The 20583-nt window shown below is 50.0% G+C and carries 23 protein-coding genes; 7 read left to right on the forward strand and 16 right to left on the reverse strand.

Annotated features, from left to right (window positions below; translation table 11 throughout):
- Window positions 1–469: 469 nt before the first annotated feature.
- Together AC3WRW_RS19435 and AC3WRW_RS19440 are read right to left on the reverse strand one after the other, a co-directional pair.
- On the reverse strand, window positions 470–1672 hold the full coding sequence (locus tag AC3WRW_RS19435) for an MFS transporter (protein WP_492547958.1): 1203 nt from the start codon (window positions 1670–1672) through the stop codon (window positions 470–472).
- A 223-nt stretch (window positions 1673–1895) separates the two neighbouring features.
- Complete coding sequence (locus AC3WRW_RS19440) at window positions 1896–3248, reverse strand: TrkH family potassium uptake protein (RefSeq protein ID WP_492547959.1); 1353 nt, start codon at window positions 3246–3248, stop codon at window positions 1896–1898.
- Between the two features lie 220 nt (window positions 3249–3468).
- Here AC3WRW_RS19440 and AC3WRW_RS19445 point away from each other — a divergent pair, with 220 nt between their 5' ends.
- From AC3WRW_RS19445 to AC3WRW_RS19460, 4 genes are all read left to right on the forward strand, one after another.
- Window positions 3469–5343 carry a PAS domain S-box protein gene (locus AC3WRW_RS19445; protein ID WP_492547960.1) on the forward strand — a complete coding sequence of 625 codons (1875 nt, stop codon included), beginning with the start codon at window positions 3469–3471 and terminating at the stop codon, window positions 5341–5343.
- Between the two features lie 120 nt (window positions 5344–5463).
- Window positions 5464–5670 carry a mother cell protein YfhS gene (gene yfhS, locus AC3WRW_RS19450; protein WP_492547961.1) on the forward strand — a complete coding sequence of 69 codons (207 nt, stop codon included), beginning with the start codon at window positions 5464–5466 and terminating at the stop codon, window positions 5668–5670.
- A gap of 87 nt (window positions 5671–5757) precedes the next feature.
- The gene (locus AC3WRW_RS19455; protein ID WP_171685687.1) at window positions 5758–6369 is read left to right on the forward strand and encodes a superoxide dismutase; all 612 of its coding nucleotides are present in this window, start codon (window positions 5758–5760) and stop codon (window positions 6367–6369) included.
- Window positions 6370–6534: 165 nt separating this feature from the next.
- Window positions 6535–7218, forward strand: coding sequence for a Crp/Fnr family transcriptional regulator (locus tag AC3WRW_RS19460; RefSeq protein ID WP_492547962.1), 684 nt, complete (start codon window positions 6535–6537; stop codon window positions 7216–7218).
- Here AC3WRW_RS19460 and mutY read toward each other — a convergent pair.
- Window positions 7199–8320 carry an A/G-specific adenine glycosylase gene (mutY, locus tag AC3WRW_RS19465; protein ID WP_492547963.1) on the reverse strand — a complete coding sequence of 374 codons (1122 nt, stop codon included), beginning with the start codon at window positions 8318–8320 and terminating at the stop codon, window positions 7199–7201. The two genes, AC3WRW_RS19460 and mutY, sit on opposite strands and share 20 nt — an antisense overlap.
- Before the next feature lie 99 nt (window positions 8321–8419).
- Between mutY and AC3WRW_RS19470 the strand changes: the two genes are divergently transcribed.
- Both AC3WRW_RS19470 and AC3WRW_RS19475 read left to right on the forward strand, forming a co-directional pair.
- Entirely contained in the window at window positions 8420–9004 is a 585-nt protein-coding gene (locus tag AC3WRW_RS19470) for a hypothetical protein (RefSeq protein WP_492547964.1), read from the forward strand.
- Window positions 9005–9014: 10 nt separating this feature from the next.
- Entirely contained in the window at window positions 9015–9416 is a 402-nt protein-coding gene (locus tag AC3WRW_RS19475) for a c-type cytochrome (RefSeq protein ID WP_492547965.1), read from the forward strand.
- A 5-nt stretch (window positions 9417–9421) separates the two neighbouring features.
- On the opposite strand, the gene acpS is transcribed toward AC3WRW_RS19475, so the two are convergent.
- Window positions 9422–9808, reverse strand: a complete 387-nt coding sequence (gene acpS, locus AC3WRW_RS19480; RefSeq protein WP_492547966.1) for a holo-ACP synthase — start codon at window positions 9806–9808, stop codon at window positions 9422–9424.
- Window positions 9809–9996: 188 nt separating this feature from the next.
- On the opposite strand from acpS, the gene AC3WRW_RS19485 reads away from it, so the two are divergent.
- Window positions 9997–10974 (forward strand): aldo/keto reductase, encoded by a 978-nt coding sequence (locus AC3WRW_RS19485; protein WP_492547967.1) that lies wholly within the window; start codon window positions 9997–9999, stop codon window positions 10972–10974.
- Between the two features lie 740 nt (window positions 10975–11714).
- Here AC3WRW_RS19485 and nadE read toward each other — a convergent pair.
- From nadE to AC3WRW_RS19545, 12 genes are all read right to left on the reverse strand, one after another.
- A complete protein-coding gene (gene nadE, locus AC3WRW_RS19490; RefSeq protein WP_127455021.1) occupies window positions 11715–12524 on the reverse strand; it encodes an NAD(+) synthase in 810 nt (269 codons plus the stop codon).
- A 165-nt stretch (window positions 12525–12689) separates the two neighbouring features.
- Window positions 12690–13127, reverse strand: coding sequence for a BrxA/BrxB family bacilliredoxin (locus AC3WRW_RS19495; protein WP_171685694.1), 438 nt, complete (start codon window positions 13125–13127; stop codon window positions 12690–12692).
- A 132-nt stretch (window positions 13128–13259) separates the two neighbouring features.
- Window positions 13260–13652, reverse strand: a complete 393-nt coding sequence (locus AC3WRW_RS19500) for a DUF3905 domain-containing protein (RefSeq protein ID WP_492547968.1) — start codon at window positions 13650–13652, stop codon at window positions 13260–13262.
- Window positions 13649–14638 (reverse strand): hypothetical protein, encoded by a 990-nt coding sequence (locus tag AC3WRW_RS19505; protein ID WP_492547969.1) that lies wholly within the window; start codon window positions 14636–14638, stop codon window positions 13649–13651. Before AC3WRW_RS19505 ends, AC3WRW_RS19500 begins: the two co-directional genes overlap by 4 nt.
- A 30-nt stretch (window positions 14639–14668) precedes the next feature.
- Window positions 14669–15589, reverse strand: coding sequence for a polysaccharide deacetylase family protein (locus AC3WRW_RS19510; protein ID WP_492547970.1), 921 nt, complete (start codon window positions 15587–15589; stop codon window positions 14669–14671).
- A 229-nt stretch (window positions 15590–15818) separates the two neighbouring features.
- Complete coding sequence (locus AC3WRW_RS19515; protein ID WP_492547971.1) at window positions 15819–16505, reverse strand: PspA/IM30 family protein; 687 nt, start codon at window positions 16503–16505, stop codon at window positions 15819–15821.
- A 3-nt stretch (window positions 16506–16508) separates the two neighbouring features.
- Window positions 16509–16973, reverse strand: a complete 465-nt coding sequence (locus AC3WRW_RS19520) for a PspC domain-containing protein (protein ID WP_492547972.1) — start codon at window positions 16971–16973, stop codon at window positions 16509–16511.
- Window positions 16942–17637, reverse strand: a complete 696-nt coding sequence (locus tag AC3WRW_RS19525) for a PspA/IM30 family protein (protein ID WP_171685699.1) — start codon at window positions 17635–17637, stop codon at window positions 16942–16944. Before AC3WRW_RS19525 ends, AC3WRW_RS19520 begins: the two co-directional genes overlap by 32 nt.
- A 42-nt stretch (window positions 17638–17679) precedes the next feature.
- A complete protein-coding gene (locus AC3WRW_RS19530) occupies window positions 17680–17976 on the reverse strand; it encodes a LiaF transmembrane domain-containing protein (protein ID WP_492547973.1) in 297 nt (98 codons plus the stop codon).
- Between the two features lie 490 nt (window positions 17977–18466).
- Window positions 18467–19150, reverse strand: a complete 684-nt coding sequence (locus AC3WRW_RS19535) for a hypothetical protein (RefSeq protein ID WP_492547974.1) — start codon at window positions 19148–19150, stop codon at window positions 18467–18469.
- Window positions 19147–20043 (reverse strand): ABC transporter ATP-binding protein, encoded by an 897-nt coding sequence (locus AC3WRW_RS19540; protein ID WP_492547975.1) that lies wholly within the window; start codon window positions 20041–20043, stop codon window positions 19147–19149. Before AC3WRW_RS19540 ends, AC3WRW_RS19535 begins: the two co-directional genes overlap by 4 nt.
- On the reverse strand, window positions 20043–20411 hold the full coding sequence (locus AC3WRW_RS19545) for a GntR family transcriptional regulator (protein WP_492547976.1): 369 nt from the start codon (window positions 20409–20411) through the stop codon (window positions 20043–20045). Before AC3WRW_RS19545 ends, AC3WRW_RS19540 begins: the two co-directional genes overlap by 1 nt.
- Window positions 20412–20583: the final 172 nt, after the last annotated feature.

Below are 20583 nucleotides of genomic sequence, written 5' to 3' on the forward strand. Positions count from 1 at the left end.
TTGGTGGGTCTGGTGGGTCTGGTGGGTCTGGTGGGTTTGGTGGGTTTGGCGGGTTTGGTGGGTTTGGTGGGTTTGGTTTGTCTGACTAGCTTGATGGGCTTGAATTGGTGCATCAGGTGAGTCTCACTAGCTTTAGCTCAGTTCGCTTAATCCGCCTACTGAACCCTGGAAGAGCACACTTTAGCCCCGACCGAGGGAACTACATTCCCCTATTTAGTCAAAAAACAGAATATCTGAGTTCGAAGGGGAACTACAGGACTTTATTTCACACTAGTCACCCAATTGCCGTCTACAATGCCGAAATAGCGGACCCTAGTTCCCTTTCAACTGCTCAACGGGCTATTTTCGGCAAAATAACGTCCTGTAGTTCCCCTTGCTCCCCCAAAGGTGTTGCTCGGCTCCTCCTGCTCCGCCAAGACCGCTGGCTTCGCGGGCGGGCCTAGTCTATCTAAGCCCCCCCAGCCAGCAGCTAAACCACACCGGACTGTGAGACAGCCTGTTTAGGCCCCCGATATTTGTAGAAGAACGCCACACCGATGAGCGCCAGACCATTGATGGCAAAAACGAGCGGAATCCCGAGCCAACCGCCCAAGAAGCCGCCGATAATCGGCCCGACCATCGTTCCCAACTGCGTAGCCGATTGATTCAAGCTAAAGGCCCTGCCCCGGAATCCGGAATCCGTAAACTTCACAATTAATGCGTTCAGCGCCGGATAGACGGCGGCAAAGAACAGCCCGTAGCTGAACCTCAAAATACCGAAAGCCAACAAATGATGGGTGCCTAGCTGCAGCAGATTGCCGATGCCACCGCCCAGAAGTCCGATGAACAGCGTTTTGGAGTAGCTGAGTTTCTGTCCGAGCTTGCCCCATCGAGGCGCCGCAATGACGGTCGCTACGCCGACTGCTGAGAAAATGATGCCCGAGCTCAAGGACGCGGAGCTTTGGCTGCCTCCCATTTGCAGCACATAGATGGTAAGCAGCGGCTCGACGATCATGACGGAGGTCGCAACCAGCATGGTAACGCCGAGGATGATCAGAAATGGTCTGTTGTGCGCAGCCAGCTTCAAATCATCCAGGACACTGGACCGCTCAGCCGAGCGATTGAAGTTTTTCTCCTTGGCCCCGAACAGCCCAATGAAAGCCGCAACGAGTACCACGCAGCCGGATACGAGGAAAGACTCTCTGTTGCCTACCCAATGGCTGACAAAGCCGCCGACCAACGGACCTATCACGCTTCCGGCCGCGCCTGCCGTCGACATGACGCCAAGAGCATACCCGACCTCTTTCTCAGGCGTGTTCGTAGCGACCAGCGCAATCGCGGCGGGAACGAAGCCGGCAAGAAGCCCCTGCAATATTCGCACAATCAGGAAAAGATAAGGATCATGAACGAAAAAGGTGGCGAAATAAAGTACGCTTAAACTGAACCCCGAACGGATGAGCATCGGTTTGCGGCCATATTTGTCAGCGAGCGATCCCCAGTAAGGGGCTATTAAAGCGCTGGCTAAAAAGGTGATGCCGAACGTAATGCCCGACCAAGCTTCAAGCCCTTTATCAATCCCGAGTTCCGTGTGCAGGAAAATCGGCAAAAAGGGAACGGATATGGTGTAGGCCATCCCGCAGAAAAAAACGCCGATCCATAATGTAACCAGATTTCGCTTCCAAGAAAATTCCATGTGCTCTCCCCCTGCTGCTTCATAATTACACTTGTAACCATATTTTCTCAAAATCTCCCGATAGCTCATCTTCCGATAAGCTTATTTTATCATCTTTAGACCGATAGTAGAAATTATGGATCAGAATGCACAAATAGAGGTTGTCCCAAAATAAACTTTTGGTACAACCCCTTCCTTTTGCATATGCACTCTGTAATTGCTCCGAGAGTCGTTTTCAATCTGCTTATCCAATCATAATTTTACCTTCCGGGTGACGGTAACGCTCTTTCTCCGGCAGCGGAATCAAAATGTAAGCAAGCGTGACAGGTCCAAGCCGTCCAACGAACATGAGAATGGCCAGAAACACTTTGCCGAATTCCGTCAACTGCGACGTTAATCCTAACGACATCCCCGCGGTCGCATAGGCCGAGGTGACCTCAAACAAAACGCCAAGGAACGTGAATCTCTCCGTTATGGTGAGGATGATGGTCGAGATGACAATTAAAGAGAAGGACAGCAGCGTAAAGGTAATCGCCTTATAAATGCGATCTTTTGAAATGCGCCGACGGAACAGCACGATTTCTTCATTGCCCCGCATCATGGCAAGAACCGCGCCGACGAGAATGACGAATGTCGTCACCTTGATGCCTCCGCCGGAAGAACCGGGCGAAGCGCCGATAAACATCAGGATAATGATAAAAAACTGTGTTGCCTGCCGCATCTCAGGAATATCGATGGTATTGATGCCCGCTGAACGGGAGGACACCGACTGCAGCAAAGAACTGAGCAGCTTGCCCATGGGCGAGAGCGGCTGCAGCGTATGCGTGTTGGTGAATTCGAATATCAGAATGACCAGTGCGCCAACGAAAATTAATGCCGCGGACGCGCTGAGCACGACTTTACTGTGCAGCGTTAGTTTTTTATTTTTGGGATAGGTCAGCAAGTCGGAGATTACGATAAATCCGATCCCGCCGAGAATGACCAGCAGCATGGAGACAATGTTCACGAACGGATCCTCGACATAATGCATCAGAGAGCCCGGCCGGTCAGCGAATCCACCGAACAAATCGAATCCGGCATTGTTGAAAATAGAGATGCTGTGAAAGATGCCAAAGTACACAGCCTGACCGATCGGCAGCTCAAACGACCAACGGATGGAAAATAGCACCGCCCCCGCCAATTCTATGTAAAGCGCATAGATGAGCACTTTGCGGACAAGCCGGACGATCCCTTCCGTAGACTCATGGTTCATCGCTTCCTGCAGAATCAGGCGCTCCTGAAAAGAGATCCGTCTGCGCAAGACTAAAGCAATAAGCGTGGACATAGTCATAAAGCCAAGGCCGCCGATTTGGACAAGCAGAATGAGTACAATTTCCCCAAACGTGGATAAATGCGCGCCTGTATTGATCACAGAGAGTCCGGTTACGCAGGTGGCGGAGGTCGCCATAAACAGGGCGTCGATCCATGTCATCTTGCCTTCGCCTGAGACGGAGATGGGCAGCGACAGCAGGAGTGAGCCCGCCACGATCATCAAAATAAACCCAAGAGCCAAAACTTGAGGCGGACTTAAGCGGAATCTTCTAATCTTATTTAACATTTCGGGCAGCTCCGTACACAATTGAATTTTCGACAATTGTATAATCTGGCAGATATATTGTAAAGAACGGTCTTTTGCTCAGAGCTCTCTGCCTCTAAAATAGCTCTCTGTACCTAAATATTATTTTGCCTAGGCAGGAATAGGTACGATCTTAATAGAAACATGTCAATGGGTATCTTAAAGCTTAAGTAAAGCCCCTCACCGGGAGGTAGTTTTGGCAATGATCTTAAACCAGAGACTGTTGAATGAATCTTTATTTATACAAACTTTTATGCACGCTCCGATTGGGATGGTTATTACGGCAGCGGACGGACGCTTTCTCAAAGCGAATCCGGCCATCTGTTCGATCTTCGGATATTCGGAGTCGGAACTATACACAATCGCCTTTCAGGAGATCACTCATCCGGAGGATCTTGGGCTCGAACTGCACTTCATGACCGAACTGCTTGCGCACAAACGCGATTCCTATCAAATAGAAAAAAGGTGTTTTCATAAAGGCGGGCACATCGTATGGTCCAAACAGGTTGTTTCTTTGTTCCATGATGAGGCAAGTCACTCTTCGTTCCTTATTTATCAAATTGTGGATATAACTATTCAGAAGTATGCCGAAGCCGAATTGCGGGAGAAAGAACATTTTTTCCATGAAAAAAATCTTCAATACCGTTTAAATATGATGACCAATTTAGATGAAATCCAAGAGCTGTACCGGATTATTTCGGATAACGCGCTGGACATCATTACGATAGCGTCGCCGGAAGGCGTAACCCGTCATATTTCGCCCGCCGTTCGGAATTTGCTTGGCTATGAAGTAGAGGAACTCATCGGCAAGAAAATGATTGAATTATGGCATCCGGATGATTTGATTGCCGTGGAACAGCGGTGTATCCTTGATAATTCGGATAACGATATGTTCATGTGCCGGGTCCGGCATAAACAAGGCCACTACGTCTGGCTGGAGACAACCGTCAATCTGATTCGCAACGAAGAAGGCGGCATCATAAAAATAGTAGCCGTCGGCAGAGATATTACGAAGCGCAAACAAGCCGAAGACGAGTTGTGGGCAACCAAAGAAAGACTCGAATCCTTCATCAAAAACAATGGAGACGCCATATGGGTTATTGACCGTGACGAAAAGGTGCTGGAAGCTAATGCCGCCTTCGAGAAGCTTTTTCAGTGGAAATCCGAAGAAATCATTCACCAGCCGCTGCCTATTACACCCGCTGATCTGGCCGACCAAACGAGGGAGCTTCACGATCAGGTCCTATCCGGGCTTTCGGTGACCGGCTTCGAAACGATTAGACTGCGTAAAGATGGAACGTTGGTCGATGTGAGCACGACGCTGTCCCCTATTCATGACACAACAGGCAAGATCATCGGCATAGCCGGCACCTGCCACGATATCACGGAGAAGAAGCAGGCAGAGCAACTGTTGATAAATTCGGAGAAACTGACTGTTGCCGGTCAACTTGCTGCGGGCATTGCGCATGAAATCCGTAATCCGATCACAGCGATTAAAGGCTTCATTCAGCTCATTAAATCGGGAGTTTCCGATAAAAAACTGTATTATGAAATCATGTCGTCGGAAATCGAACGCATCGAAATGATTCTGAACGAGCTGCTGATTCTGGCCAAGCCGCAAATGGTCCATTCCGATCGCGAGGACATTCGAAATATTTTGGCGCAAGTAACTACGCTGCTGGAATCTCAGGCGATTTTGAACAATGTTGAAATCATCACGGAATGTGAGCCTGATCTTTCCCCTATTCTGTGCGACCAGAACCAGTTGAAACAAGTGTGCATCAATTACATTAAAAATGCGATAGAGGCTATGCCGCTAGGCGGAATTCTTAACATTCAAGTTAAAATGCTGAGCGACAACAGATTGCTGCTGTGTTTCATCGATCACGGTTGCGGCATTCCTGAGGATATTGTGACGAAGCTCGGGCAACCTTTCTATACGACGAAGGAAAAAGGAACGGGCCTTGGATTTATGGTCAGCAAGAAAATTATTGAAAACCACAACGGGACCGTAAGCGTATTCAGTAAAGAGAACGAAGGTACTGTCATAGAGGTTTGTCTTCCGACGGTACGTTGAAACGTAAAGTTTATCAGGGTCATTCTGCTGCATCAGGATGGCCCTTTTTCCGATTTCGAAATTCCATGCATAAAAAGTGGTAATTTTTCGGATGGTATAGAAGGAATGCGAGGTGAAACCATGTCAAACTACGAGGAAATCGATTCACAATACCCACGAAGAATTCGTGATTTCCAAGAGCTGAGCACGATCAAGCCAAGTGAATGGACGGAGATCGAACTCCGCTATAACCACAGGCAAATGAGCGATTTATCCCCCTGGCTCAATGAGCAGGGCAACCATATCCACAGCCAAATCATTCAGGAAATCGAACGTCGCGGCGTCTGACTTAGTAAACATAGATGTTGCTTTATTATCGAAATTCCTTCATAATGAAGAAGTTGAATCTACATAATTTTAGGAGGTATTTATACAATGGCACATCAACTACCAGCTCTTCCTTATGCGAACGATGCACTTGAGCCGCACATCGATGCAAAAACGATGGAAATTCACCACGACCGTCACCATAACGCTTATGTGACTAACTTGAATGCAGCTCTGGACAAACATCCTGCTCTGCACGATAAATCCCTAAACGACCTGATCGCTGATCTTAACAGCCTTCCTGAAGATATTCGCACGGCTGTTCGCAACAATGGCGGCGGACATGCGAACCACTCCTTGTTCTGGGAAGTTATCGGACCAAACGCTGGCGGAGCACCTACTGGCGCGCTTGCAGCAGCTATCGAGAGCGAGCTTGGCGGCTTTGACAAATTCAAAGCAGACTTCGCTGCAGCAGCAACAACACGCTTTGGTTCCGGCTGGGCTTTCCTGGCTGTTGACAAAGCTGGCAACTTGAAAGTATACAGCTTGCCTAACCAAGACAGCCCGATCATGGAAGGCGAAACGCCAATCCTTGGTCTTGATGTTTGGGAGCACGCTTACTACCTGAACTACCAAAACAAACGCCCTGACTACATCGCAGCGTTCTGGAACGTTGTGAACTGGGCTGAAGTTGGCAAGCGTTACGACGCTGCGAAATAAGCCAGGCATACAAGAGGCTGTCCTTAAAGTAGATTGAATCTACTTGGGGGCAGCCCTTTTATTTTGAGGAAACTGTGCAGATGAAGATGGAAATGGTTTACGGTCTATCGGGAAAGTAGTACGATAATAGTAACCAATATTATCCTGAAATGAGATGAGAACCAGGTGAAAACAATCATTCCCTTACTTCAAAACGTTCCTCTTTTTCAAGAACTATCAGAAACTGATTTATTAGGCATTGCTCCTTTATTTGTAGAAAAAAAAGTGAAGAAGGGCAGCATTCTTTTCTTGGAAGGCGACGCAGGCGAGGAGTTATTCCTTATTAAATCAGGTGTAGTCAAAATATATCGGTTGGACGAAGCCAAGGAGATCATTCTGGCTTTGTTTCGGGATGGGGATTTCTTTGGCGAGATGTCCCTGATTAACGCCGGTCTCACCCGGTCGGCAACCGCCGAGACATTGGAAGCTTGCACGCTCTATGCTTTGAAACGCTCATCCTTCGTTCAATATTTGGAAAAGAGCCCCAGGCTGTGCCTGAAGCTCTTGGAAACAACAATGGGGCGGCTGCGCTTAGCCAACGATCAGATCTACGATCTGACATTTCTGGGCGTACGCTCACGGATAATAAAAACGATCATCCGCCTGTCCGAGCAGCACGGCATTCCCACGCCGGACGGTCTTCTGATCGATGTGAAACTCACGCATCAGCAGTTGGCCAATATGGTTGGCACCGTACGCGAGTCCGTTACCAAGGTGCTGCAGGAGCTGCAGGACGACGCCCTCATACAAATTGATAAAAAGTTAATCACATTAAGAAATGTCGAGGCCATTAAGGCCGAGATTCGATAAAGCCTTTCATAATCCGGATAAATACATTCGGAAAAGCGTACTGCGACAGCTCGTCCGGGCCTACCCAGCGATAATGGAACGGGATCCATTCTCCCCCGCCTGATGGGTGGCTCACGCTGTTCATCTTAGCGCGATACACTTTCATTTTCCATACAATATGGCTGAAAATATGCTCAGTATCCATCAACCAGTCGCCAGGCTGAATCACGATTTGCTCTTGGTCTGCAAGCGCTTTGCGCAAGCCGGCCTTATTCTCCTCATCGGACAGCCAACCCTCAGGCTCCCAGGCCACATGCGGCAGCTCCCACATACGGGCCAACAAGCCTTCCTGCGGACGCTGTCTGATTAACCATTTGCCCTCATTCTCACCCGTGCCTTCGATCAAAGCCACTGCCCGCAGTTCCGGACGCGGCGGTTTGGCTTTCTTTTTGATGGGCAGGGCTTCTTCCATCCCGGCTTCGCGGGCAGCGCAATGCGCCATGACCGGGCACGTCAAACAGTGCGGCGACCGGGGCGTACACACCATGGCTCCAAGCTCCATCAGCGCTTGATTAAAATCGCTTGCCGTTCCTTCCAGAATGAGCTCGCGCGCCAGCTTTTCCATCCGGGTCCGGGTGGCGGGCTTCATAATATCTTCTTCAATGAGAAAATAACGCGACAACACCCGCATGACATTGCCGTCAACTGCCGGCTCCGGTTTATTGTAGGCGATGCTGAGAACCGCTCCGGACGTATAGGGGCCAACGCCTTTCAACGACGAAATCTCTTCTTTCGTCTGGGGAACGATGCCGCCATAACGCTCGTGAACTTCCCGCACGGCCGTTTGCAGATTTCTGGCCCGCGAATAATAGCCGAGTCCCTCCCAAGCTTTCAGAACATTCTCCTCTGGAGCAGTAGCCAGAGCTTCGACGGTCGGGAATTGGTCGATGAATCGGTGGAAATAAGGAATTACCGTATCCACGCGGGTTTGCTGCAGCATGACTTCGGAAATCCATATATAGTAAGGGTTTTTACTTCTTCGCCATGGTAAATCCCGTTTGTGCGTATGATACCAATCCAGCAAATTTTTGGAAAAATAAAGCATTTGTTCTTGACTGTACATGAGCTCTCCTTCTCTATGGGGCGCGTTCCAGTTATAATGAATGAATGGACATGATTCCATTATACGAGAATTGCGGAACATAAAACTAGAGGTGAATGTATGCAAAACACGAACAAGCATAAAGATTTGATGAATAAAAGGAAAATATGGATTGGTGAGGCCCGCGCTCTCCTGCCCTTACTATTCATTTGGGGCGCGGAGTGGATATTCAGCGCGCTTGTGGATATCGCCATATACTGGCGCGATCTGGATTGGCTGAAGCAAGCCGCACTCCTTACCGCTGTCGTGGCCAGCTTGGTTCAGCTGTGGAGTCTGCGCAAGGATTTCCGCGCCGACGGGGAAGGCAAAGGCCTGACGGACCTAAGCGGCTGGGGTCATCCGGCCCTGCTGCTGCTGCCGGGCGTGATGCTCATCGCCGCTGTCGCTTTGCTCGAAGCTATAGGCGCGATCGGACCTTTATTCACCCCTGTGCTGCGGGCGTTCATACTCGCGATCGGTTTCGTGCAGATCGGGCTGCTGCTCGGCAGGCCTTTGATCTATCTGGGTCTGTGGCTGTTCGCCTTGTCAGCTTTGATGGGCGTTTGGTACTTGGGCTACTCAGCTGTCATTCTCGAGGGGATGGGCGGCATTAGCCTTATCGTGAGCGGGTACATGCTTCGCGTTTGGGGACGGCAGGATGAATAGGAGGATCGCTATGAGGCAAAACCAAAAAGCCATGCTGCGCACAGCATGGCGGCGAATAGCGGGCGCACTCCTCGTTGCGCCGATGGTGCTCGCGCTAGCCGCGTGCGGAGGAGCCTCCGATGGCGAAGCCACCCCGAAGGCTCCGGCCGCTACCGCAGCAAGCGAGAGCAACCCTGCGTTCGTGAAGGCGCAGGAGCTCTTCACCGCGAACAAGTGCATCAGCTGCCACGGCGTGGATCTGTCCGGCAAAGTCGGCGCCAAGACGAATTTGCAAAAGGTCGGCAGCAAGATGACCAAAGAGCAAATTGCGAACCAGATCAAAAACGGCGGAGGCGGCATGCCCGTTTACAGCAGTAAGCTGTCCGAAGAAGAAATCGGACTGCTGAGCGACTGGCTCAGCTCCAAGAAATAGTAGCCCTAGAGCTGCTCCACAATCGCATAGGCGGCAGCCATCGATTCCGTATGCGTAATAGAGATATGGATTCGGTGGCTGCCTATTAGGCCTGCCCGCTGCAGCGCCTCCTCGCGCACCCGGCCCTCCGGTTTGCCCCGTTCATCCGGCAGCACCTCCACATCCTGAAAGCCAATCTGCTTGCCGATGCCGCAGCCGATCGCTTTAACAATCGCTTCCTTCGCCGCAAAGCGCCCGGATGCAAACTCCGCCAGCCGCCCGCGCTTTCTTTGCGCAAGCTCTCTCTCCTGAGGCGTCAAAATCCGCTCCAGAAACCTTTCGCCCGCAGATCCTTCCAGCGTTTTACGCAGCCGCGCAATTTCAACAAGATCCGTACCGACACCAATAATCATCGCTCGTCATCACCACTTTTTCTTCCAGCTTTTTGCGTACACTGTACACGATTCATTCCCCGCGGTCAAGAATTCATTAAGGGGCTCCCTTACTTCCAGGTAAGTAAGTAACACTATTTTCAGTTCTTCTGCCGGACATGAACTAGGCGTATACTGGACATAGACTAAAAGCTGGGAGGCCAACACGAATGAGAATCATGCCACTTGAAAAGCGTGGAATATCGAATAGCCGAATTGTTTTTGGATGTATGGGACTTGGCGGAGATTGGACGTCGGCACCTTTAACCAAAGAAGATTACATCGTTGCCGAGAAAGCTGTGGAAGCTGCGCTTTCCATTGGCATTACCATGTTCGATCATGCCGATATTTATAAAAAAGGGAAATCCGAAACGGTTTTTGGCGAAATCCTGAAGAAAAGACCTGATCTTCGCGATCAAATCATTCTGCAATCCAAAGTGGGGATCCGCTTTCAGGACGATGTGCATCCACAGCGTTTTGATTTTAGCAAAAGCCACATCATTCCTGCGGTCGATGGCATTCTTAGCCGCTTGGGCGTGGAGCATCTGGATGTGCTGCTGCTTCACCGTCCCGATCCGCTTATGGAACCGGAAGAGATCGCTGAAGCCTTCAATCTATTGCGTTCTGCCGGCAAAGTGCGTCACTTCGGCGTCTCCAATATGACTGCTGCACAAATGCGTTTCATTCAAAATTCCCTGCCTGAACCACTCGTGGTGAATCAACTGGAACTGAGTCTTGCTCGCCTCGACTGGATTGAACAAGGTATCCTGGTCAATCAAAAAGCCGGCGTAAGCGTCAACTTCGCGGATGGCATCCTGGAGCACTGCCAGATGGCGGATATTCAGCTTCAAGCTTGGGGCCCTCTGGCCAAAGGCAAATTCTCCGGCAGAGCAATCGAAGACGAGCCGGAGAACATCAAGCAGACAGCAGCCCTCGTCCAGAAACTGGCTGCGCAAAAAGAAACGACGCCGGAAGCCATCGTCCTCGGCTGGTTAATGAAGCACCCGGCCCGCATCCAGCCGGTCATTGGCACTTCCTCGCCTGAGCGCGTCCTAGCTTGCCAAGATGCGCTTCGCGCCTCTGAAAACATGACGCGTGAAGAGTGGTACACGCTGCTTGAAAGCTCGCGCGGCGTTCGCGTTCCATAGGTTGATATAAGCTGAGGATTTGTGTCCTCAGCTTTTTTTGTGCTTATGTCTGCGACTGCACATCAGTTATATCTACTCCTACACATACACTACGCCTGCATATAAATTCCATATCTACGCCTACGCCACACTTACTTCTATACCGGCTTCTATACCTGCACCTGCATTTACATCCGCATTTACTTCTACATCCACGCCACGCCTACGTCAATGCACTACGCCTACACCACACTTACTTCTATACCCGCTTCTATACCTGCACCTACACACACTTACATCTGCATTTACGTCTGCATCCACACCACGCCTACGTCTACATCTACACCTTCATCTTACGCTTACACCTGCACTTACGCCCACACTTACCTCTACCTCTATACCTGCATCCACATCTGTGTCACGCCTACAACTGCACACACGCCTCCCCCACCCGAACCCGCCAATTAGATGGAATTTCTCCTGTTAATGTCGTTAAATAATCGCCATCCGTCCAATTAACTGGAATTTCTCCTACTATTATCTAGCCTTTAGACTCAATCAGCAACTCCCCACTGAATTAGCGGGAGATTTTCCAGCTAAGTGGAGAAATCCCTCTGCGCGGGTCCGATTAACGGGAGTTCCTCCAGTTAATCGGACCGTACCGTATCATCCAAATATGCATGCTCCAGCTCCGCATTTTTCTCACGCCCGCAAGCACTAAACCCCCAACCTCAAAAGGCTGGGGGTTACTTATTGCAGGCTTAAATGCCCGGAATCGGAATGCGTTTATGCTCCGTTTTGAGATACTGTTTCTCCAGCTTCTCTTGGACAGCCGGATCGATTTGCTTGCCTTCCAGGTAGTCGCTATTATCGCCGTATGTAATGCCTAGCTCATTCTCGTCCGTCTGGCCGTCCCAAAGCCCGGCTGTCGGTGCCTTATCCAGCACGCTTTGCGGAACGCCAAGCTTCGCTGCCAGGGCGCGTACTTGACGCTTGTTCAGCGTGCTCAGCGGCGTGATGTCGACGGCACCGTCGCCATATTTGGTGAAAAATCCGGTAATCGCTTCGGAGGCATGGTCTGTTCCCACAACGATCAGGCCCAGCTCAAACGCAAGAGCATACTGCATCACCATCCGCGTCCGCGCTTTGATGTTGCCTTTGCCGCCGCGGCTGACATGCTGGTGAACGCCGATATGCTTGAGCCCGTACTCGACTTCAATCGCGATTTCGTCGACGGCCTCTTCAATGTTGTTCTCGATTTGATATTTCAAATCGAATGCTTTGGCCACCGCGTAGCTATCTTCGATATCTACTTGCTGACCGTATGGTTGAAACACGCCGACCGTTTTATATTCGGTGCCCTTTTCCGCTGTCAGCTCGTCCGTTGCTTGCTTGCACAAGCCTGTCGCTACGGCGCTGTCGATTCCGCCGCTGATTGCGATCAGCAGGCCGTTTGCTTTTGCGCCAAGCACATAATTTTTCAGAAAATCCACCCGTTTGCGGATTTCTTCATCAATATCAATTTCCGGCTTAACGCCGAGCTTTGCGATAATTTCTGCTTGCAAACTCATGCCTCTCTCCACCTTTTCTATAGTGTGAAACCAACATTCTTTGAAATCTAGTATAGACTTTCAACCTTGAAATTTCAAAGAATAATCACATTTTTCCGCCTCTTAAAAAAGGAAAAGACCCGCCATGCATCAGCTGCAATAGCGAGTCAAACCCTTAGACGTTCATTATTTGCAATATTGATTGAAAGCACCGATCAAGTCGCCTGCGATCATATCGGCGGAACGGTCTTCAATTTGATGACGTTGGATGAAGTGAGCCAGCTCACCGTTTTTGAACAACGCGATAGATGGGGATGATGGCGGGTATGGTGCCAAATATTCACGCGCCTTCGCTGTTGCATCCTTCTCTTGACCTGCGAACACGGTGTATGTGTATGTTGGCAGCGTATCGTTTTGAAGTGCTTTTGCCACACCTGGACGACATTGACCTGCTGCGCATCCGCAAACGGAATTGATAACGAGCAGCATCGTGCCGTCTTTGGACTTCTCAATCGCCTCATCCACTTGCTCTGGAGTCAGAAGCTCCGTAATTCCCAGACGAGTCAAATCTTCCCTCATCGGTTTAACCATATCTTTCATGTAGGAATCAAAAGACATTGCCATATGTGCCACCCCTTAGGATTTAATAGTTACTCTCAAAACGTAATCGTTACAACTTATATTATACATCCGATAGCGATGAATGCAAAGTGCTTATAGCCGCCTGCAACACAAATAGAAATAAAGCGAAAGCTGTTAAGCTTCCGCCTCATCCTTCTTCTTCGTACTAGAAGACTCTCCCGGCTCAAAAGAAACATCTTTATCCGGATGTGTAAAAATCCCGCTTTGCGGCAAAATGCCTTTTTCGAAATAATCGCGGTTCTCTGCGGTTTGGAAGCCAATGTCCTTATACGGATGAACCCACTCATCTCCGGCCATAACTTCGGGATCGGTCTCTGCCGTCCACTGCTCAAGCGGGGAGTTGTCGGATTCATACTCATGATCGCCGATGACGACGCCGTGCTCGTTCACGAACGCTTCTCGCGGACCGCGCCCCTGCTCAAACTGCGGGAGGAAATCGATCTCGAACGGATCGAGATTGCTTGGGTCCTGTGCGGATTTAGCTGACTTCTTCGGGTCTTGACTCATGTCGATGGCCGGTTGGGTCCGTCCAGTTTTTTGTCCACAAAGCCCTCTTTACCTGCGGCTGAGGAGGATGCTGCTTTCTCGCGTTCTTGGTTTTGCTGTTCTTGCTGGATTTGGGTCTTGGAATCGTTTTGACTCATTGCACTCAGCTCCCTTCTGCCAGTATTATGTGCCAAAGCAGGGAGGAGCATTCCAACCACGAGCATGAAAAGGAAGATGAGCTGTGCCATGCTTAAATAAAGCAAACCCGGTTTAGCAGCCGCAAAAAAACTAGCCAGCATCCCTGCCACGCCTCCGTAAATCAGCGAGTATTTCAGGAGGAATCCACTCCCGAAACTCGTCCGACGACCCTCATACCCAATCTGCCAAATAAGCAGCGGCACAAGCAGCAGCGAAACATATGCGTGATAAGGATGAAAACGGGACACGGTACCTTTGACGCCTATCCCCCATGGCCATGCAGTAGGCAGTCCGTATGCCGGGACCAGCGCACAATAGAGGAACACAGCGGCAGTCAGGCCAATCATGAAAATATCCAGGAAAAAGTACAGCGGAATACGCAGCTTCCGTATTTGAATATACATATACCCACAAGCCAGCAGGAGACCTAGCGCTATTTCTGTGCTGGAGCCAACGACCATCAGCAATTTCAGCGGACTTGTCCAAAGCAATGAGGGCTGCGTGAAAATAACGCCAAACTTCCAAGCGAGGATTGCGATGATAGCCCCGCCAAACACAATATCGTCGATTGATTTGGCCATGGCTTGATCTTCCAGCGTTTGAGCCGAAGACCCGGCATGCTCCTGCTCCTGCTCCCGCCCTCGACCATGCTTCAGACTCCCCGAAAGCCGCGCTGCCCTTCGTATAAGCCATAAGCCCAAAGCACAAGCAAGCAGCAAAGCTACTAGTCTCCCTTGAAGCTGAAGAGGTCCAATCTGCAACACATCAGGCACCACGAACGCCAGCTCCTCTCTCTCAATTACTTCCATCGTAACGAGAGGGGAAGAGATGTGCAACAGTTACGGCTCCAGAAACTGAAACGTGAACGAAGTTTTCTGCAGTTTGTCAAAGCGGAATCCGGCAGCTTTCAGCTTACGGAGTACAACGGGCAGCGCTTCTACTGTGGTCGTCTTGTACGTGTTATCGTGCATAAGTACTATGACGCGCTTTTTCCCTTTGCTTGCGCTGAGCACGGAGTCGATAATCATGTCTCTATCCTGTACAGGAGCCGCTGCATCCGTCGAGCTGACGTTCCAGTCAAAATACTGGTAACCCTCCTCTCTCACCGCAGCCGCCACCCTGCTCATGACGCCCCTGCCGCCGGACTTCCGGCTCAAATGATTGTTTGAACCACCCGGAAACCGTAAAATATCAGGCCGGTACCCAACCGTCTCCTCCAGTAGCCGATCCAGCTTGTGTACATCCTTCAAGAAAGCTTCAGGGGATTTATATATACGGTTATAGTCATGCGAGAACGTATGATTCCCAAGTGCATGGCCACCCGCAGCGATTTCTCTGTAAAGCGACTTCCCTTCGGTCGTTTCAGTGCCTATGACGAAGAAGGTCGCAGTTGCTCCAAAGGTTTTTAAAATATGTAGAATCTTCCTCGTACTCGCAGACGGCCCGTCATCGAAGGTCAAATAGGCGATCTTATCCCCGGCAGGAGGAGATGCGTGTGGAGGTCCTGTGTAAAAATGCCTCGTCTCCACAATGGCTGTATCCAAGTGCTCCACTTCCCCTACCGCTGCCGGACTCGGTGGCGATGTCGGTGTCGGTGTCGGGCTTCCGCCAGAATCAATGCTTGCCGTTACTCCTGACAACTGACTTGGAGCCTGCTTGGCTTGCTCCGTACGAATTTGAGCAGTCGAACACCCAACTAAGTTAGCGCTCATCATTAACGCCATTACATAAACACCTGATCTGCGTATCTGAACCCCCATCCAAGCTCCCCCTCCTCATGCAAATCCTGAGCTTTTTTAGTATGGCTTCCCTCGCATTCGACATTAAATCCAATATTTCCCGGGAAATCCGCAGAATCAGCTCCTACCGTCCCTACACATTTCCGGCATTTTCGTCACCCCCTCCAATTCCTCTCCATGAATCCGCACAAAAAAAGAGACCTCCCAGGTAGAAAATCTACCTTGGGACAGTCCCTTCGTTTTCGGCCGCTTACTCAGCCGTGTTACCGTTTAGTTTCTCTCTCAGCAGGTTCATCTGCTCATCGACCTTCGCTTGCTTCGCAACATCAACAGGCGTGTAGCTGCTTACTGTTCCTGCAGATACATAAGGCTTGCGGGCGATTTCCGCTTCAACTTCCATTTGGATGATTTTTTCTTCCATACGTTGGAAGCCGCGGGATGCGCTGCCGCTCTCAATCACGCCGTTATAGGAAACTTGCGCCATTTGTTTTTTCGCTTTGGCCAACTGAGCGCGGGATACAAGCTCGTTGCGTTTGTTGCGCATTTTGTAGAACTCATCTTTCATTTCATGAAGCTGCTGCGTCAATTCATCTGCATGCGCTTTGGCGGAAGCATACAAATCGGTGTATTCGGCAATTTTGTCTTCGTGGTACAATTTTTCTTCGACCGCTTGGCGAGCGATGGCTTCTTGACCGTTTTTAATGGCCGCGGAAGCTTTCGCTTCACGGTCAGCTACTAAACGAACGGATTCCTCAAGGCGCTGCTTTAATTTACGTTCGCTCGCAATTTGCCTGGCTACGGTTACTTCCGCCTGCGCAATTTCTTGCTCCATATCGCGCAGATATTGATTCAGCATAACGATCGGATCCTCGATTTTATCCAATACCTCGTGAATTGATGCTTTTGTCATATCCTTCATTCTTGTAAATACTCCCATGGTTTACACGTCTCCTTTTTTAATATCAATTGGTTGTTGTTCGAAACGAGCGACTTTGGCTCGAAGTTCTTCCACTTCTCTTTGCAAAGCTTTCTTCTCAATATCTTTCATCATCTCATCGATGTTGTTGGTCTTGCTTGCCTCATACTGTGCGTTATAGCCTGCATGCTGCGGCGGAACTTGATTATTGTGCGGTTTGTACGCATTCCCATTCCAACCACCGCCATTGTACGGTGGGCGAGTATAGGAGCCAGCATAAGGATCATATGGCGGCTGGTCATAGCCAGGTTCTTTCGGGATCACGATTGCCGCGATAAAGTAAATGAAAATGACCGTGCCTCCCGTGAAAAATGTCGTGATCACTACTAACAACCGCAGAAGCGTTGCATCTACATTCATAGCCTCGGCGAGTCCGCCGCAAAGACCGGTAACTTTTTTATCTCTTCGTGAGCGGTAAAGTTTGCTCATGATTGTTTGTTCCCTCCTGATTCAGCCTATTTCGCAGAGCCTCCAACTCAGCATCTACAGCCGGGTTACCCCCACCGTAGTAGCTTTCGCGGCCCATACGCCTTACATCTCGGAGCGTTCTTGCATGAAGCTCCATATCGGATACGCGCTCTTCCAAGCGGCCGAACATCCGTGGTGACGCATCCTGCGACACGCTGCTGCGAGCATGCAATCTTTGCTGCAAGCGGGCGGATTCCATTCGGGCCAGATAGTAGCTGCGTTTGTCTGCCACTTCTTTGTAATCAGCTTTGAGCTGCTGCAGCTCTTCATCCAATTCCAGGATGGATTGCTTAGCTTGCTCATACAGCTCGCGATATTGCTCGCTTTTCTCCTCGGCTTGCAGCTTCTCTTGAAGCACAATCCGTGCCATATGTTCTTCGCCGGCTTTCAGAGCCAGGAGCGCTTGCTGCTCGCGCTTCTCTTTGGTTTCAAGCGCCGTCAAATATTGCTGCCGGAGCGACGCGGCGTGGGTGACGCATTGCTGATACAACCTCTCGGATTGCTGAAGCTGTTCGCGCTGCGCAGCTAAGTATTGGTCAATCAATCGAACCGGATCTTCCGACCGTTCCAAATGCTCATTCAGGGATGCTACGGTAATGTCTCTCATACGCCTCAATAGGCTCATCTCTCATACCACCTTTTTCACTCTCTGTTTTTCTATTCCTATTTACACGGTTCTTCTTGTCAACATCGAAACCCCGTAACCAATCAATCCAATCGCCAGAAGAATAATGATCCAACCGGCCAGTTTGCCGACCAGAATGATACCGCCAATCCCGGCAATAATCCAACCGAATTTATTCCCGTTCTGAATGCCGATATAACCTAGACCGACCATTCCAATCGGAATCAGGTATCCCATCAAGGAGCCGATAAAAGGTCCGAAGTGGAGTCCCAGCTTGTTAAGCAGAATCAGTGCGCCGAATGCGATAAGCAGAGCGGCTAAGCCTGTATTTCTTTTCATGATTTCGTCACCGCCTTTCGTTATGTGCTGTGCTCTTGTTCATGTCTTTATTTTAGGTAAAATGGAGCCTTTCCAAAACGGACCGTGGACGGTATTTCATCCTAGACCTTAGTCGGGGCGCAGCTACGACCTCTGTTCAGACCTTGAAAAGCGCCGTAACAGGCGGGCTGCCCGGTACTTCCAACGCAAAAAGAGGCGATCTCTTAGGTCTTTTCAGACTTAAGAGCGCCTCTTCATTTTGCAAGCTATACGAATCTTGTACGAGTGGGAACTATGCTCCGCTATTTTCCTTTGGAGCGACGATTTGGCGTGTGAGAGGGAACTACGATCCCCTATTCCGCCTTTTCCAGCCCAGATGCGGGCATTTTTGGGAAATAAGACCCTGCAGTTCCCTCTGGACCATGCAATCAGCCCCTTTTTCTAAAATAAAACCCTGTAGTTCCCCTTCCCCATCACCATTACCCACCTTAAGTCGGTCCGATTGCGCCGTTTAGGCGGCCGACCTGCGCAGCAGGCCATACGAAGCCAGTAAATAAACCCCAACCAAAGGCACCATCCACCAAAACAGCTCCAAATAATGATGGCCGATCCACAGGAAAAGATGTGCCCACAGCCCAAATTGGGATAACAGCAAGGACCCTCCAGTACCTGTCAAAAACGTGATGACGAAGAAGATTAGCAGCCCTATAGCGCCAAAGCGTCTGTGAATGCTGGATATGGCAAACCCCAGAAAGTACATATGCAGCAGGAAAATCAAATAGATGCCAAAAAGCACGATCGGAGAAACGTCTCCCAGAAAAGCGATTTTGAAAATATGCAGGCGAACTCCCCACCCGCCGGTGGCCTCTTCGGTAAATGCCAGAATCATGAGCAGTGCCGCCGTACAGATACTGTATAAAAATGACGTTGCCGCTGTTCCTAAGAAGTAATCCCTTCTACGGATGCTGAGTCCCAAAGCAAAGGGAAATGTGTCCTTCACCGTTACCGAGCCTGTGACCAACGTATAAATAAATATCGAGACAAGCCCTCCCGTATTCATGGTCTCATCGCTATTCAAAGACAGCGCAATAATAAAGCTGATGACGAAGTTCAAGCCAAGAATCACCCAAGGCATTGTGAACCATGAAAATTTATTCCTCATATGAAGCTTCATGACGTTGCTTACTCGATTCATGCCTGCTCAATCCCCTTTCCTGCAAGTGGCGTGCGAGTCAGATGCACAATAAGCTGCTGCAGCGATACGGGTGCAAATTCCAAGCCAAGCGACTCGGCCTCTTTCCTGTCTCGATCGCTTAAGGCACCAAGGATCGTAGCCGTTGAAGCGGCCCCAATGGACTGGCGTTCGAGCACTTCCTTGCCCCGCGAGAAAGCATCCACCGCAGTCGCCAAACCCGACACCGTACAGGCGCGGCCGCGAAGTGCATCTGCATCTTCATTAAGAATCAGCTTGCCGTTATCAATGACCATTACATGCTCCAGCAAGCGGCTTACTTCATCGATCAGATGCGTAGAAAGAATAACCGTTCGCGGGTACTCCGCATAATCCTCCAGCAAGCGGTCATAAAACAACGCTCTGGCAACGGCATCCAAGCCCAAATACGGCTCATCAAATATCGTAAGCGGCGCGCGGCTGGCCAAACCAATTACGATCCCAACGGAGGACAGCATGCCTCTGGACAGCTTCTTGACTTTTCTTTTCAGCGGCAGCCGAAAATCTTCCATTAAAGCTTCGGCATACGCATCGTCCCAGTCCGGATATAGCGATTTGGCTACTTCCATGACATCCGCGACCCGAAAGCCCTCGGGGTATTTCTGACTTTCCTTAATGAAGCAAATTTGATTCAGCACACGGCTGTTCTCATAAGGGGCTTCCCCAAACACTTTCAACTCGCCGCTAGTAGCGAACTGCTGGGCCGAGAGGATGTGCATGATGGTTGTTTTTCCGGCGCCATTTCTGCCTAGCAAACCATAGATTTTGTTCGCTTCTACCTTGAAGCTGACATGATCTACCGCGGTTACGTTCCCATAAGACTTCGTCAGTCCGTTTACCTCCACAATGTGGGTCATCACGCTTTCCCTCCTCTGCGCACCATTTCCGTTAGCTGCTCCACAGTAATCCCCAACTTTTCAGCTTCTTTTACCATCGCCACAACATACTGTTCATAAAATAGTTCTTTTCTCTTCTCCATCAGCTTCGTTCGCGCTCCCTCCGCTACAAACATGCCAATCCCGCGTTTCTTATACAAAATGCCTTGATCCACCAACAAATTAACGCCCTTCGCCGCAGTCGCCGGATTAATTTGATAAAAGGCTGCGAACTGATTCGTAGAAGGCACCTGAGATTCCTCCGGCATTCTTGCTTCAATAATGTCATCTTCGATACGTTCCGCGATCTGTACAAAAATCGGGCGGCTGTCATCCATCGTCAAACCCATTTCCTCACCACCACATTGGTTAGTTACTCATGTAATTAACCATACAACCAAACCACCTAATTGTCAACAGGCACAGCATATTTTGGGGACTCCCCCAACATAAATTCCCTCCGAACTGGGAATACCACTATAACAAACTGTCATTCACTACCCCTACGAAAGGTAAATCAAC

It is taken from the genome of Paenibacillus sp. FW126-R14 (genome assembly GCF_058789495.1).

Coding starts and splice junctions, on each gene's coding strand:
- AC3WRW_RS19475 (WP_492547965.1), top strand. CDS start 9,015: ATGAGGCAAAACCAAAAAGCCATGCTGCGCACAGCATGGCGGCGAATA.
- AC3WRW_RS19435 (WP_492547958.1), bottom strand. CDS start 1,672: ATGGAATTTTCTTGGAAGCGAAATCTGGTTACATTATGGATCGGCGTT.
- AC3WRW_RS19505 (WP_492547969.1), bottom strand. CDS start 14,638: ATGGAAGTAATTGAGAGAGAGGAGCTGGCGTTCGTGGTGCCTGATGTG.
- AC3WRW_RS19485 (WP_492547967.1), top strand. CDS start 9,997: ATGAGAATCATGCCACTTGAAAAGCGTGGAATATCGAATAGCCGAATT.
- AC3WRW_RS19500 (WP_492547968.1), bottom strand. CDS start 13,652: ATGAGTCAAGACCCGAAGAAGTCAGCTAAATCCGCACAGGACCCAAGC.
- AC3WRW_RS19445 (WP_492547960.1), top strand. CDS start 3,469: ATGATCTTAAACCAGAGACTGTTGAATGAATCTTTATTTATACAAACT.
- AC3WRW_RS19440 (WP_492547959.1), bottom strand. CDS start 3,248: ATGTTAAATAAGATTAGAAGATTCCGCTTAAGTCCGCCTCAAGTTTTG.
- AC3WRW_RS19515 (WP_492547971.1), bottom strand. CDS start 16,505: ATGGGAGTATTTACAAGAATGAAGGATATGACAAAAGCATCAATTCAC.
- AC3WRW_RS19545 (WP_492547976.1), bottom strand. CDS start 20,411: ATGGGTTTGACGATGGATGACAGCCGCCCGATTTTTGTACAGATCGCG.
- AC3WRW_RS19520 (WP_492547972.1), bottom strand. CDS start 16,973: ATGAGCAAACTTTACCGCTCACGAAGAGATAAAAAAGTTACCGGTCTT.
- AC3WRW_RS19540 (WP_492547975.1), bottom strand. CDS start 20,043: ATGACCCACATTGTGGAGGTAAACGGACTGACGAAGTCTTATGGGAAC.
- AC3WRW_RS19510 (WP_492547970.1), bottom strand. CDS start 15,589: ATGGGGGTTCAGATACGCAGATCAGGTGTTTATGTAATGGCGTTAATG.
- AC3WRW_RS19535 (WP_492547974.1), bottom strand. CDS start 19,150: ATGAATCGAGTAAGCAACGTCATGAAGCTTCATATGAGGAATAAATTT.
- AC3WRW_RS19525 (WP_171685699.1), bottom strand. CDS start 17,637: ATGAGCCTATTGAGGCGTATGAGAGACATTACCGTAGCATCCCTGAAT.
- AC3WRW_RS19495 (WP_171685694.1), bottom strand. CDS start 13,127: ATGGCAATGTCTTTTGATTCCTACATGAAAGATATGGTTAAACCGATG.
- nadE (WP_127455021.1), bottom strand. CDS start 12,524: ATGAGTTTGCAAGCAGAAATTATCGCAAAGCTCGGCGTTAAGCCGGAA.
- AC3WRW_RS19530 (WP_492547973.1), bottom strand. CDS start 17,976: ATGAAAAGAAATACAGGCTTAGCCGCTCTGCTTATCGCATTCGGCGCA.
- AC3WRW_RS19470 (WP_492547964.1), top strand. CDS start 8,420: ATGCAAAACACGAACAAGCATAAAGATTTGATGAATAAAAGGAAAATA.
- yfhS (WP_492547961.1), top strand. CDS start 5,464: ATGTCAAACTACGAGGAAATCGATTCACAATACCCACGAAGAATTCGT.
- acpS (WP_492547966.1), bottom strand. CDS start 9,808: ATGATTATTGGTGTCGGTACGGATCTTGTTGAAATTGCGCGGCTGCGT.
- AC3WRW_RS19455 (WP_171685687.1), top strand. CDS start 5,758: ATGGCACATCAACTACCAGCTCTTCCTTATGCGAACGATGCACTTGAG.
- mutY (WP_492547963.1), bottom strand. CDS start 8,320: ATGTACAGTCAAGAACAAATGCTTTATTTTTCCAAAAATTTGCTGGAT.